The organism is Clostridium sp. Marseille-Q5894, assembly GCF_946902305.1.
Classification (GTDB): domain Bacteria; phylum Bacillota_I; class Bacilli_A; order Erysipelotrichales; family Coprobacillaceae; genus Thomasclavelia.
In genome coordinates, this window is sequence record NZ_CAMPPT010000001.1 from 110,093 (window position 1) to 124,469 (window position 14,377).

Here is a 14,377-nt window from a genome sequence, read left to right on the forward strand (position 1 = left end):
GTAATTAATGAAAAGAACATATCAACCAAATAAAAGAAAAAGATCAAAAACTCATGGTTTTAGAGCTAGAATGGCTACTGTAGGAGGAAGAAAAGTACTTGCACGTCGCCGTAAAAGAGGAAGAAAAGTCTTATCTGCTTAAGAAAAATCCACTTTACGGTGGGTTTTTTTTCTGAAAATTATGAAAAAAGATTATCGAGTTAAAAAAAATGAAGATTTTAGTTATATTATTAAGAAGAAACAAAGTATAGCTAATCGATCTTTCATTATTTATTATTTAAAAAATGATGTAGGTCATGCACGTGTTGGAATATCTGTGAGTAAAAAATTAGGTAAAGCAGTAGTTAGAAATAAAATTAAACGACAAGTTAGAATGATTGTTCAACAAACTATAAATTTTAATGATAGTTGTGATTATATTGTTATAGTACGAAATAAATATTTAGATTTAGATTTTAATTCTAATCTAAATGAGCTAAAATATTTGTATAAAAAAATATTAAAAAGGATGGAAGGTTAAATGGTATTAGATAAAAAAACTAAAAAAATCTTAAAAGTATTTTGTTTGGTTTTCCTAGTCGCTATTTTAACAGGATGTGCACAAAATCTTGATAAAAATGGTGAACTTATTGCATCTCGAGCAATAACAATGTCAACACCTTGGTCATTAAGTGCAGGGTGGTTTGATTTCATATTTGTTATTCCATTAGCAAAAGGAATTTTATTTATTGATCAATTTGTGGGAAATGTAGCTATTGGAGTAATTGGAATTACCGTTGTTGTTAATATTATTACTTTACCAATAATGATCAAATCAACTGTATCAACTCAAAAAATGCAGTTATTACAACCGGAATTAGAAAAAATTCAACGTAAATATAAAGGTCGTAAAGATCAAGCTTCACAAATGCGTCAAAGTGCTGAAATTCAAAATTTATACAAAAAACATAATGTAAGCATGTTTGGTTCATTTGCAACATTTTTAACTTTACCGATTATGTTTGCTATGTGGCAAGCAGTACAAAGAATTGATGATTTGTATAAAACTGTGATTTTTGGGATTAATTTAGGTGATAAGCCATTTGGTCATATTCTAGAATTTGATATTGGTTATATAATATTGTTATTATTGGTAGCAGGAACACAATTTTTTGCAATGCAGATTACTCAAATTATGGCTAAACGTTCACCAAAATATCGTCCAAGCCAACAAATGCAGTCAATGAATACAATGAATAATGTAATGACAGTTTTTATTGTTTATTTAGCTGCAACAATGCCATCAGCAATGTCATTATATTGGATTACAACTAATGTTATCAATATAGTCAGAACTGTATATATTCAATTTTTCCATATTGAAAAAGTAAGAAAAGAAATTGATTCTTCAACTACTAATAATTTTATGAACAACAAGAAGTAGGTGAATAAAATGATGAAAAGATATACTGCAAAAACAGTGCAAGATGCAATTAATTTAGCTTGTCAAGATTTAGGGGTAACTATAGAAGATTTAAATTATGAAGTAATAAGTGAAACAAGAACATTTTTTACTAAAAAAGCAGAAATCGAATGTTATACTATTTCAATGGTTCAAGAGTACATTGAAGAGTATGTAAGACGTTTTATTAGTGATATGGGATTTGAAATCGAAACAGTATCATACTTGCAAGATGGGCGTATCTATTGCAATATAAATACTAGCAATAATTCTATATTAATTGGAAAAGCAGGAGTTATTTTACGAGCAATTAATTTTATTGTAAAAAATGCTGTTAGTACTACATATAAAAAAAGAATTGAATTAAGTATTGATATTAATGGTTATAAAGAAGATCGTTATAAAAAAGTTGCTTCAATGGCAAGAAGATTAGGTAAACAGGTATTAAGAACGAAATCTGATATCAAATTGGATCCAATGCCTGCTGATGAACGTAAAGTTATGCACCAAGAGTTGTCTAAACTAGATCATGTTAAAACAGAGAGTCATGGTGAAGGGAAAAATAGACATATGGTCATTTCATATGTAGAATAAACACATGGTATCATGTGTTTTTTCATATAAAAATTTAATGATAGGATAAATAATAATGGAATATACGATAAAACAAGTAACAGAAAAATATAATCTTAGTGCATCAACTCTTAGATATTATGAAAAAGAGGGTTTACTTCCTAAAATAAAAAAGAATCAAAGCAATAAAAGAATTTATGATGATAATGACTTACAGTGGCTAGATATAATTATATGTATGCGCAAAACAGGAATGACAATAGCTCATATAAAAGACTATATTGAATTATGTCATGAAGGTGACGACACATTAAAACAAAGATATGAAATTTTTTTAAAACAAAAAGAAATATTATTACAGCAAAAAGAGGAATTGGAAAAAAATATTGAGATGATAAATTATAAAATCAATTTATATAGTGAAAAATTGAAGTAGAGGAAAAAAGATGAATAAAAACAAGTTATTAATATTTTTTATTATTAATGGACTGTTCAATTTAGCGGCTAATTATGCTCATCCTATTACACCTACAGTTATAAAAAATCTAAATTTAGATAGTTATATGTTTGGTGTAGCTTATGGAGCAATGATGGGAATGAATTTTTTATTCTCACCATTTTGGGGAAAATTAAATGAGCAAATAAATAGCAAAACAACAATGTTAATATGCAGTATTGGTTATGCGATTGGACAGATACTATTTTGGCAAGCAACATCGCAAAATATTATTATTTTTGCAAGATTGTTTTCAGGAGTTTTTACAGGAGGCTGTTATGTAAGTTTCTTAACATACGTTGTCAACACTTCTTCTATTGAAAAGAGGGGACATAATTTAACCATTCTAGCGACTGTGGCAACTGTTTGTGCAGCATTTGGCTATTTTATCGGAGGTATGTTAGGAGAAATTTCAATTGATTTGACATTTGCCATTCAAGCTTTAACTTTAGCTGGTTGTGGAATATTATTTTATATTTTTTGTAAAAATGATGTCTTTTCAACAAAGAAATACAAATTAAATTTTTTGCTTAAACAAGCTAACCCGTTTAATTCATTTAAACAGGCTAAAATATTTATGAATAAAAAATATTTGATTTTGTTTAGTATTTGTTGTTTAAATTTCTTAGGATTTACAGCATTTGAGCAAAGTTTTAACTATTATATCAAAGATATTTTTAATTTAAGCTCTGGTTATAATGGAATTATCAAAGCATCAATTGGTTTTATTTCTTTAGTTGCTAACGGGACTATTTGTTTGTGGATCATCAAAAATACAGATGTTTCAAAATCATCAATGTTAGTCCTATTATTAAGCAGCATTACGATGATAGGAGTTCTTACAACAAATAATATTGTTACTTTTATTATAATGAATGTAATTTTCTTTGCACTAAATTCTATCATTATTCCATTGATTCAAGATTTAATAGTAAAATATACAACTAATAAAAATAACAGTATAGTTATGGGATTTTACAATGCAATAAAGTCGTTAGGTGGGATTATTGGGGCTTTACTGGCTGGTTTCTTTTATACTTTTGATCCCCATCTGCCATTCATATTTGGTTTAATTTCTTTTCTTTTAGCAACACTTTTATCACTTTATTATATTAAAAACAAAAGTAGATAATTTTTTGAGGTTCATTTTTACTTTAGGGTAAATATGAGAAAAGAGATTTCTCAAATGATTATTAAATACAATCATTTTTGAAATCTCATATTTTTAATTACCCATTATCGAGTAAGAACCTTTTTTGATTAGCTGCTTCTATTTTTGTTAATATATTATCTTGTTAAAAAGTTTATTTTATATCTTTTTCACAGCCAAAGATAATATTTGCACTTTCACGGGCTTTGGTTAGTACGTCCATTACGATTCTAGAATGTTCAAGCATCTCATGACATATATCATAATTTTTATTATCTATGTAACTAGCCATTTTTTTAAACTCTTCATACATACGATGATATTTACTTGAATCAATAATTTCTCTTTCGCCATTATTTTTGATTATTTGAACATCACCTAAAGTACTTGTTGGACCTTCTATTTTAATACATCCTAAATCACCTTGAATTGTTGAAGTAATAGGAGCACCACAATCTTTAGCACCAATACAAATTGCTTTAAAAGTTGGATATTCTAAACATACGATACCTGATGTATCAATACCTTTTTCAATATTAGCTAAATATTGGACTTTATCTGGTTTTCCAAATAAACCAATTGTAAAATGAATGTTATAAACATTTAAATCCATTAAAGCTCCACCAGATTGATTAATGTCAAATACAGGTAAAATTTCACCCCGTTTAAAAGCATCATAGCGTGAAGAATATTGTGAATAATTACATGAAATAATACTAATTTTTCCAATTTCATTTAATTTTTCTTTAATTTTTTTATAAGCTGGTAAATATTGATTGGTAATTGCTTCAAAGAGAAGACAATTTTGCTTTTTAGATAATTCAATTAATTCATCAAGCTCTTTTACATTTGAAGTAAAAGCCTTTTCACAAATAACATGTTTATTACATAATAATGCTTTTTTAGTATATTCATAATGAAGATGATTTGGTAAAGCAATATAAATTGTATCAATTTCTTCATCCTTCAATAATGCATCATAATCGTAATAAGATTTTTTAATATGATATTTATTAACTAATGTTTCTATTTTTTTCTTTGATTCTTTACGTCCTAAAATAGCAGTTAGTTCAATTTCATCAATAATCTCAATAAAAGATAATAAATCATGGACAATCATGCCACTACCAATAATTCCAAGTTTCATTTAAAGTTTCCTCCTTGTCTAATAATATTATAACATTGTTTGGGTATATTAATTAATAATAATTTATGATAAAATACAAAAGATAAAGGAGTGATATTTTGAATGAAGATATAATTGTTGCTGTTGCAACAAGTCGTTTAGAAGCTGCTATTTCAATAATTAGAATAAGTGGGCCTGATTGTATTGCTTTTGTTCAAAATTTTTTTACTGGTAAAATACTTGAAAAGCCAAGTCATACAATTAATTATGGTTATATAATTGACGAAGGAAAAAAAATTGATGAAGTGTTAGTCAATATTTATTGTGGAAAAAAAACATTTACGGGCGAAGAAATGGTTGAAATAAATTGTCATGGTGGTGTATATATTACATCACGAGTTTTGGAAGTATGTATAAAACAGGGTGCTCGAATGGCAGAACGTGGTGAGTTTAGTAAAAGAGCTTTTTTAAATGGACGAATAGATTTATCACAAGCAGAAGCAATTAGTGATATTATTACTGCTAAAAATAGTTATGCCACAGATTTAGCATTAAAAGGCATTACTGGAAATATTAGTAATTTTATTGAAGATTTAAAAGAAGATTTAATTAAAATTATTACACAAATAGAAGTTAACATTGATTATCCTGAATATGATGATGTTGAAGAATTAACTGCGACATCTTTATTACCATTAAGTGAAAATCTTTTAAATAAAATGAATAAAATATTAGATGATTCTAAAAATATTAGTTTGATTAAAGATGGTATTAAAACAGTTATAATTGGTCGACCAAATGTTGGAAAAAGTAGTTTATTAAATGCACTGTTACAAGAAGATAAAGCAATCGTGACTAATATAGCGGGGACAACTCGAGATATTGTTGAAGGAAGTATTAGTATTGATGGAATTGTTTTAAATATGATTGATACAGCTGGTATTCGTGAAACTGATGATCTTATTGAAAGTATGGGAGTAGAGAAATCCAAAGAATTGATCCATCAGGCAGATTTGGTATTATTAGTTATTGATGGTTCTATGGCATTAGATGATGATGATTATAAATTACTAGATTTAACAAAAAATGAAAACAGAATTGTTGTTATTAATAAAACTGATCAAGAAATCAAGGTTGATATAGAGGGAATAGCTATTAGTGCTAAGAATAATGATATAAATAAATTAATAACGCAGATTAAAAAGATGTTTGAACTAGGAAAAATCATTGATAATAATGATTATATTTTAACTAATGCTCGGCAAACAATGCTATTACAAAGAGCCAGTCAAGCTTTAAAACAAGCTGTAGAAGCAATGAATTTGATGGTTCCGACTGATTTGATCGTAACAGATTTATATGAATGTTGGAATAATTTAAAAGATATATTAGGGGAAAAAGCAAAAGAAGATTTATTAGATGAGTTATTTAAACGCTTTTGTATAGGTAAGTAAAATGGATAGAAATCAAATATTATCAACAAAATTTTTAAATATTTCTAAATATTTAGGAATTATAGCAGCAGTAGCATTTATTATATTTTTAGTAGTTAATGCATTTAATGTAGGAAATAAAATATTATTTTGGTTTAGTTATATATTATTGATAATTGCTTTAGTTGGCACGATCCAATCAATATGTTTATATTTTATTGGTAAACATTTTAAATCAAAATCTAAGTAGGTGATGAAATGGAAAAAATTTATGAACAGATAGATAGTTTATTTGTAAATGGATTGATTAATAGTGCTATTAGTATTTTAGTATTAATAGTTGTTGCTGTAATTGTAAATAAAATTATTAATAAAATTATGAAAAAGAAAATAACTGATCCATTAAAGTTGGTTTTTCCAATGCGTGTAAAAAAAGTTATTTTAGTAACAATTGTTTTAGCAACGATCATGAGTGAAATTACATCAATGCAATCGATTATCAGAGCTCTTGTTGCTAGTGGGGGAATCTTAGCTGTTGTTGTTGGGCTAGCCTCACAAGAAGCTGCTAGTAATATGATCAATGGTTTTATGATCATTACATATAAGCCTTATAAAATAGGTGATTTTGTAAATGTTCAAGAATATAATGTTAAGGGAACAGTAATCGATATATCAATGAGACATAGTATTATTGAAACAATTGAAAGAACTCAGGTTATTATACCTAATACAATTATGAACAAGGCTATTATCGAAAATATTTCAAATGTAAAAGCCCAAAAAGCTAATCATTTGTTTATTGAAGTATCATATGAATGTGATTTACAAAGAGCAATTGCTATAATTCAAGAAGAAGGTGCTAAACATCCTTTATGTTTAGATGGAAGAACAAAAGCGCAAAAGAAAAAACATGAACCAACTGTTAATGTACATTGTGTTGAATTCAATGAAAGTGGAATTCAATTAAGAGCAACTGTATTATCAAAAGATAATATTTCTGGTTTTCAATTATTATCGGATCTAAGATTAAGTATTAAAGCTCGTTTTGATGAAGAAGGAATTGAGATTCCATATCCTCATCGAGTATTTATAATGGAAAATAATAATCAATCGACAAATGAAAAAGATGGAGAAGAAAAAACCGGAGACTAATCATCTTGATTAGCTTCCGGTACTTTTTTATCTATCAATAACTTAATTTTTGTAATGCGATTACCTTTTACACCAGTAATCTTAAATGTTAGATTTTTATATGTTACAGTACGTTCTTGATTATCACTAGGTATTTCACCTAATAAATGAATAACGAAACCACTGATTGTATCATGATTAATATTATTTAACTTTAAATCTAATTCATCATCAAGATCATCAATCAAATAATTTCCATCTATAATATAATTATAATCATCGATTTTCTGTAATTTAGGTTCATCATCAAGATCATACTCATCTTCAATTTCTCCCATAATTTCTTCAATTAAACCCTCAACTGTAACAATTCCAGAAAATCCTCCATATTCATCAACTAAAATAGCAATATGCTGATGATCTTCCTGTAATTCTTTAAATAAATCATCAGTATTTTTTGTTTCTAAAACAAAATACGGTTTTCTTAATATTTTTTTAATATCAACATTATCAAATCCCACTTTACGAGCTTCTATTGAAAAATCTTTCATATTTAAAATTCCAATAATATTATCAATCGAATCATCATAAACAGGAATTCGTGTATACTGCATTGTCATCATTTGATCAATATTCTCACTTAGAGGATCGTTGATATCAATACAATATACTTCAGTACGCGGTGTCATTATATTTAAAGCAAGACTTTCATCAAATTCAAAAATATTAGTAATCATATCAGTCTCAATTTCATTAAAAACACCAGTTTCTTGACCACTTTCAACCATTGAACGAATTTCTTCACGTGATAAAGATTCTTCAACATTTTCATCACTCATACCAAATAATTTTAAAATAAATTTAGTAGACCATGATAATATTTTGATAAATGGACTAGCAATTTTACTAATAATTAAAATTGGTTTAGCACAAAACATTGAATACCATTCAGCCTTTTGTAAAGCAATTCTTTTTGGTACTAATTCACCAAAAATTAAAGTAATAAAAGAAATTAAAATAGTTATTAAAACTACTGCAATTGTATCAGAATAAGGAACTGAACAATTTTTTAAAATATTCGCTAGACTGACAGAAATACCAGTAGCAGCACTTGCAGAATTAAAAAATCCCGCTAATGTAATCGCTACTTGAATTGTTGATAAAAAGTTTGTTGGTTGATCAAGTAATTTTTCAACTAACTTGGCCTTTTTATTTCCTTCTTCACTTAAACGACGAATTTTATTCTTGTTTACTGAAACAATAGCCATTTCACTGGCAGCAAAATAAGCATTAATTAAAGTAAGTACAACAATTAAAACTACTTGTAATGTGATTGAAGACTCGGGGCCTGCATCCATAAATTAAAACACTCCTTTATTAATTAAAATTTTATAGAAAATATTCTATCAAATACATATTAACTTGTAAATATAGACTAATTATTAAGATTGTTAAGATTTGATTAATAAATGATAAAACATTGATTAAATTATAAAAGTAATTAATACTTTTAATTTATAATATTATATTTTATCCTGTTTAAACTAATTAGATGGCCTAGAAAGTTAAAATTTAAGTTTGAAAATAAAATCTGACACCATTTTCAATATTTTCGACACCATATTTAAAATGATGCAAATCTAAAATAGCTTTACATATAGCTAAACCTAAGCCTGTACCATTTCGATCATCTTTAATAAAGCTAAGCCAAATATTTTCTAACTTATCTTCACTAATGTGTTTACCCATATTTTCGACATACAATGCTTTATTTTTAATAATAACTTTAATAATTCCATGATTATTTGTATGTTTAATGGCATTAGTTAGATAATTTTTTACAACCATCTCAATTTTAAATTTATCAGCTGTTATTGTAGAATCATCGCTATAAAAATCAACTTTAATATTTTTGATTTTCAATAAATATGTTAGATTGTCTATAATTGCAGTAACTAACTCATTTAAATTAAATTCTTCTAAGTCTAGTTTGATATGATTTGATTCTAATTTTGATAGTTCCAGCATTGCGAGAACTAGCTGATTTATTTTTTCAGTTTGTTCATTTATAATAGATAGATAACGTTCTTTTTTTATATTATCATCACAGTCTTCTATTAATTCACTATAACCATTAATAATTGCTAGTGGTGTTTTTATTTCATGGGTGAAATTAGCGATAAATTCTTTTCGAATATTTTCTAATTTTTTTATTTTAATAATATTTTCATTTAGATCAGCAATGTTATTTTTTATCGTATTATTCATTATATTTATATTATGAGCTAATGAGCCTAGTTCATCTTTTGAGTTAATCTTTAAATAATGATCAAAATTTCCTTTAGTTATTTCTTTGGTAGACTGTTCAATTAACTTGATTGGTTTAGTAATAATTTTTGAAGCAACGACACTTATTAAAATTACAAATAAAACAGATAATAAGTAACTATAGATATTATCGTTTAAATAGTCTATAAATACATTTTTATTTAAATCAGGATACAGACCAACTTTTAAGATATAACCAAAAGGTTGATAATTGTTATCTTCGATCGCTGCATATGAATAGACAACAGTTGTATTATCTTGTTCATAACTTCCTGCTTCATAAGTATTAGTAACTTTTGAAGCTATCTTTTTTTCAAAAAAAGGATATGAGAAAAGAAAATAATTATCAATAGGCTTATTTTTTTCTAATTTATAGAAAAATGAACTAATATTATCAATAAAAATAGTTTCAATGTCTTTATAAGCACCATCAATAATTACTTCATTACCTATTTTCAAATAAGCTGGATTATCAATAATTCTTATATTATCATTTGTCATTTCAAAATTAGTAGTAGATACTTCTACATTTAATCCATTATCCCAATTATCACTGATCGTCTTAACAATTCTAGGAATATCTTTAGCATTAATATTGATGTAAATATTATTATTATCATTTAAAAAACCTATATAATCAAGATTATGGATAAAGAAAATATCAGACATTCCAGAAGCATTAATTAAATTGCCATCTTTATCAGCAATTAAAATATACTGTTCTTTAGTATTATTACGACGTTCTTCTAATTCATCTTCATCATAAACTTTATAAAGAGTATAAAATTTTTTTGATTCTTCATCAGTATCATTGATGATTTCGTTTTTTAATTGATCGATCGTAAGATCTTTATGATCAATAGCTGCATTATAAATAGCATTTTTAATAACATCAACATATTCATTGTCAATTGATTTTTCTTTAATAGCAGCATTTTTATAACGATTATAACCCTGGTATGCTTCAAAACTTAAAATTACTAAAAAACTGATTAGAACAATAGCAGTAATTTTAAATGTTAAACTAAATTTTTTCATATCTTTCACCTACTTTCATTTATAATTATAGCTTTAATATGTGTAGGTCAAGTGTTGCTTATGTGTAATTTAGGTGAAACTTTAAATAGTATTAATAATTATTTGATAATTATCAGTATCTAATTTTTTCTGATAATTAAAATCATGGGCTTCAATTATTTCAAATATGTCATTTAATTCTTCAAACTCTTTGTTTGTAATAGAGTGATCGTTATTAATAAAATAAATAGTTTTATTTTCAATCCTAATTGTTAAAGTATCATTTGGATGACTGTGACTAATAATAAAATAATATATATTATTGATTACTTTAGTTAATTCATCTTTATTACCTAGAACAACTAAATTATTAGGTAAATAATTTAGTTTCAATTTTTTAAATACTAATAAATTTTTACTATTATTATATAATTCTGTAAGTTGTTTTTCTAAGTCAACCGATTCTTTATTAAAAACTTCCCTTTTAGGTTTAGAAGGAATAATATTTTCTTCTTTTTCCACGATGATCGTATTATTTTCATGATTGATTTTTTTAATAACAAAATAACTAACAATTATAATTAATAAAGAGATAAGATAATTAAAATAATGATCAGATAAATAATTTACAAATGTATAACTATTACTATCCCTTTCATAATCACACCATACTATATATCCACTATCAGGATGAAGGGAACCATAAAGTTTTTCTTCTGTTTGTTCATCTGTATAATAAGCACCATATTTATAATCTAATATTTGAAAACAAATTTTTACATCAACTTTAATATGCTGATCATTTTCATCATAATAATCGATAGGATGAATATAATCATTAACTGGGTTTATAACCTCATAATAGCCATTTTTATCAAACTTTTTTGATGCTACTACATCATTTAAACTATCTGTAAAATAATTATAAATATTATAATTATTATCATTTATATAAGCATTATTATTTTCATCAACACCATAATGACCAAATGGAGTACTTAAAAAAGTAATTTCTTTACTGATTAAATTATCAAAATTTCCATTATAAAAGACAATTCCATCTATTTCAAAATAAAGTATTTCCTTAATAACGATCGTCCCATCATCTTTAATTGCATCATAATTGAATGTAGCAACAACTTTTTCCTTTTTATCAATAGAATCACGTAATAAAGTATAAATATTTTTTAATGTTTGTAGATCAAAATGTTTTAAACTAATCAAATTTTCAGATATATTTTCTGTTTCATAAGAAAAACCAATATCTTCAAAATTATTATTATAAATCAAGTTAAGTGAATCATCAAAAGCCATAAAGTTTAAGAAATAATTTCGATTAATATTATTTTTTACAATATCTTCAAAAGATCCAAATCTTAAACTTAAATCATCATTTATATTTTTTACAATATTTAAAGAAGAAGAAATATGCTCAGGTTTATTTTTTTCATTTTGATAATCTTGATAAGTATATAGAGCATTAATGGTAATGATACTTAAAATACAAAAAAGTATCAATTTTACATTTTTATTAAATTTTAACTTTTTCATCTTAACTATCCACCTTTGAAAAAATATAACCACTTTTATGAATAGTCTTTATATAATTTAATGGAGATATTAATTTACGAACTTTTTTTACATAAGTATCGACAGCTCTACCATCACCATAATAATCATATCCCCATAGATCATTTAATAACTGTTCTCTAGTTAATAAACGATCATGATGTTTAATAAAATAAGCCAGCATAGCATATTCTTTTGGCGCAAATTTTATTTTTTGATTTGCAATCATAACTTGATGAAAATTAGAATCAAGAGTAATCTCGCCAAATTTAATGATATCTTCAGTATCTTTATGATAAGTACGTTTAATTATCGCTAAACATTTAGCATATAAAATGGATGGTTTAAAAGGTTTGGTAATATAATCATCTGCTCCTAATTCATAGGCTAATAGCTGATTGTCATCTAATGATAAAGCACTGATAAAAATAATTGGAATGTTTGAAGAATTTCTAATTTGTTTACAAACCTCATAACCATCTATACCGGGCATCATGATGTCCAATAAAACTAAATTAATATCTTCATTGATTAAATTCAATGCTTCATAACCATTTGCTGCTTCAATAACTTTAATTTCACGTTTATTAAAATATTCTGATATAAAATCACGAACTAGTTTTTCATCTTCTACTAATAAAATTTGATACATAATATTTCCCTCCTATTATTATTGTACCATTAATTAGTGTAAATAAAGTGAAAGATAGTAAAATAATTAATATAAAAACCCCGATAGGGGTTATTTATAATTCACATTAAATCTTTTGGATAAAGAATTATTGTTTTTAAGCGCATCAATGAAATCATAAATGCATATTATCGATTCATCAATACTCTTATTAAATAAGTCTTCAAGATAATTAATATAAGGAATAATTTTTTTATTAGCTCGATAATTAACAATAAATCCTTGAAATCTTTTATAAGTAAAAGAAATAAGCAAAACAAAATAAATCAAACCTCTTTTATATAGTTGCGGAGCAACTAATAGATGATCAAAAAATTTCATTCCTTTAAGAGACTTTTTTAAATCTTTTTTTGAAGCTTCAAAAAAAGATTCAATCGTATTAAGAATACGATCATTGATTAAAATATGATCAGTTAGATGAGTTCTTAAAGGATCACGATCATCTTTTAACATAAAATCACGATCTAGTTCTGTTTCAATTTCAAAATGAGTTAATTTTGTTTCTTCCATAACTATATTGATATAACCATGGCAATTGCTATCCAAAATAAAATGACAAATAAAACCACACAAATACGCAAATTGGGCTTCATTTTGTGATTTCTTTAATATCGATAGAGCTCGATTAAAAAAAATACAAGCTTTTTCTTGATGCATAGCACTTCCTAGACGATTTATTTTACTATGAATGTAAGGCCGATTATAAAAAAGAATATCAGGACCATGTAATCCTAGATCAAATAAATCACGATTATCAAGAATAATTTTTTTTAAAGGATATTTTAATTGGCTAATAACTTTTTTACCTAAACGATAATGACTATAAGCAGCTGGCATTATTTCAACATATCATATTCAGCTGGTTTAAAACCAACTAAAACTTTATCAGAAGATTCAACGATTGGTCTTTTAACTAACATACCATCACTTGCTAGTAAAGAAAGCTGTTCATCTTCACTCATTTTTGATAATTTATCTTTTAAATTTAATTCTCGATATTTTAAACCGGATGTGTTAAAAAAACGTTTAAGCGGTAAACCACTTTTTTTATATAATGCTAAAAGTTCGTCTTTACTTAATTTCTCTTCAACAATATGACGATCAGTATGTTCTAAGTTAAGATTATCAAGATATTTTTTTGCTTTTTTGCAAGTACTGCATTTTGGATATTCTATAAATTTTAACATTTTATCACCTGTTATGAAGTGACCTTTGTCAAGACAAAAATATACAATTCATAATATTTTTATTAAATTGTTTCATCAAAGGCATACAAAGACTTCAAACTTATAGATCCTGCGACAGTTAACCACTCTGTTATTCGTGGATTGGTTACCAATAGGTTAATGGTTCGTCGACAACTCTATAATCTCAAAACGTGGGTCAATGTTTTCATCATTTCAATAAACTCGCGACTTTTTA

16 protein-coding genes are annotated in these 14,377 nt (G+C 25.7%); 9 read left to right on the forward strand and 7 right to left on the reverse strand.

The annotated features are described in order from the left end of the window. The first annotated feature begins 7 nt into the window (after positions 1–7). The 6 genes from rpmH to OC535_RS00480 are packed head-to-tail and all read left to right on the forward strand — an operon-like array spanning position 8 to position 3,642. Positions 8–142, forward strand: a complete 135-nt coding sequence (gene rpmH / locus OC535_RS00455; protein WP_003535525.1) for a 50S ribosomal protein L34 — start codon at positions 8–10, stop codon at positions 140–142. A gap of 39 nt (positions 143–181) precedes the next feature. Beyond that, a complete protein-coding gene (gene rnpA, locus OC535_RS00460; RefSeq protein ID WP_024721513.1) occupies positions 182–520 on the forward strand; it encodes a ribonuclease P protein component in 339 nt (112 codons plus the stop codon). After that, positions 521–1,423 (forward strand): YidC/Oxa1 family membrane protein insertase, encoded by a 903-nt coding sequence (locus tag OC535_RS00465; protein WP_024721514.1) that lies wholly within the window; start codon positions 521–523, stop codon positions 1,421–1,423. Positions 1,424–1,432: 9 nt separating this feature from the next. Then, a complete protein-coding gene (gene jag, locus OC535_RS00470) occupies positions 1,433–2,035 on the forward strand; it encodes an RNA-binding cell elongation regulator Jag/EloR (RefSeq protein ID WP_051409461.1) in 603 nt (200 codons plus the stop codon). Positions 2,036–2,090: 55 nt separating this feature from the next. Then, positions 2,091–2,450, forward strand: a complete 360-nt coding sequence (locus OC535_RS00475; RefSeq protein ID WP_024721516.1) for a MerR family transcriptional regulator — start codon at positions 2,091–2,093, stop codon at positions 2,448–2,450. A gap of 10 nt (positions 2,451–2,460) precedes the next feature. Continuing rightward, complete coding sequence (locus tag OC535_RS00480; protein WP_227052854.1) at positions 2,461–3,642, forward strand: MFS transporter; 1,182 nt, start codon at positions 2,461–2,463, stop codon at positions 3,640–3,642. A 172-nt stretch (positions 3,643–3,814) separates the two neighbouring features. Here OC535_RS00480 and OC535_RS00485 read toward each other — a convergent pair whose 3' ends face one another. Then, positions 3,815–4,807 (reverse strand): Gfo/Idh/MocA family protein, encoded by a 993-nt coding sequence (locus tag OC535_RS00485; protein WP_227052855.1) that lies wholly within the window; start codon positions 4,805–4,807, stop codon positions 3,815–3,817. A gap of 98 nt (positions 4,808–4,905) precedes the next feature. Between OC535_RS00485 and mnmE the strand changes: the two genes are divergently transcribed. From mnmE to OC535_RS00500, 3 genes are read left to right on the forward strand one after another with little or no spacing between them, the layout of a single operon-like run. Next, positions 4,906–6,240 carry a tRNA uridine-5-carboxymethylaminomethyl(34) synthesis GTPase MnmE gene (gene mnmE / locus OC535_RS00490; RefSeq protein ID WP_498822896.1) on the forward strand — a complete coding sequence of 445 codons (1,335 nt, stop codon included), beginning with the start codon at positions 4,906–4,908 and terminating at the stop codon, positions 6,238–6,240. 1 nt (position 6,241) lies between these two features. Then, positions 6,242–6,469: a hypothetical protein gene (locus OC535_RS00495; protein WP_024721524.1), complete on the forward strand. Its 228-nt coding sequence runs from the start codon at positions 6,242–6,244 to the stop codon at positions 6,467–6,469. 8 nt (positions 6,470–6,477) lie between these two features. After that, positions 6,478–7,371, forward strand: a complete 894-nt coding sequence (locus OC535_RS00500) for a mechanosensitive ion channel family protein (RefSeq protein ID WP_024721525.1) — start codon at positions 6,478–6,480, stop codon at positions 7,369–7,371. On the opposite strand, the gene OC535_RS00505 is transcribed toward OC535_RS00500, so the two are convergent. From OC535_RS00505 to OC535_RS00530, 6 genes are all read right to left on the reverse strand, one after another. Then, positions 7,368–8,708 carry a hemolysin family protein gene (locus OC535_RS00505; RefSeq protein WP_498822897.1) on the reverse strand — a complete coding sequence of 447 codons (1,341 nt, stop codon included), beginning with the start codon at positions 8,706–8,708 and terminating at the stop codon, positions 7,368–7,370. The two genes, OC535_RS00500 and OC535_RS00505, sit on opposite strands and share 4 nt — an antisense overlap. A 214-nt stretch (positions 8,709–8,922) precedes the next feature. Continuing rightward, entirely contained in the window at positions 8,923–10,716 is a 1,794-nt protein-coding gene (locus OC535_RS00510; protein ID WP_498822898.1) for a sensor histidine kinase, read from the reverse strand. Between the two features lie 81 nt (positions 10,717–10,797). Further along, positions 10,798–12,246 (reverse strand): hypothetical protein, encoded by a 1,449-nt coding sequence (locus OC535_RS00515; RefSeq protein ID WP_498822899.1) that lies wholly within the window; start codon positions 12,244–12,246, stop codon positions 10,798–10,800. Position 12,247: 1 nt separating this feature from the next. Continuing rightward, positions 12,248–12,916, reverse strand: a complete 669-nt coding sequence (locus OC535_RS00520) for a response regulator transcription factor (RefSeq protein ID WP_498822900.1) — start codon at positions 12,914–12,916, stop codon at positions 12,248–12,250. Positions 12,917–13,006: 90 nt separating this feature from the next. Continuing rightward, on the reverse strand, positions 13,007–13,792 hold the full coding sequence (locus OC535_RS00525) for a zinc dependent phospholipase C family protein (RefSeq protein WP_498822901.1): 786 nt from the start codon (positions 13,790–13,792) through the stop codon (positions 13,007–13,009). Then, positions 13,792–14,142: an arsenate reductase family protein gene (locus OC535_RS00530; protein ID WP_227052863.1), complete on the reverse strand. Its 351-nt coding sequence runs from the start codon at positions 14,140–14,142 to the stop codon at positions 13,792–13,794. The genes OC535_RS00525 and OC535_RS00530 overlap by 1 nt, the downstream gene beginning before the upstream one ends. Between the last annotated feature and the right edge of the window lie 235 nt (positions 14,143–14,377).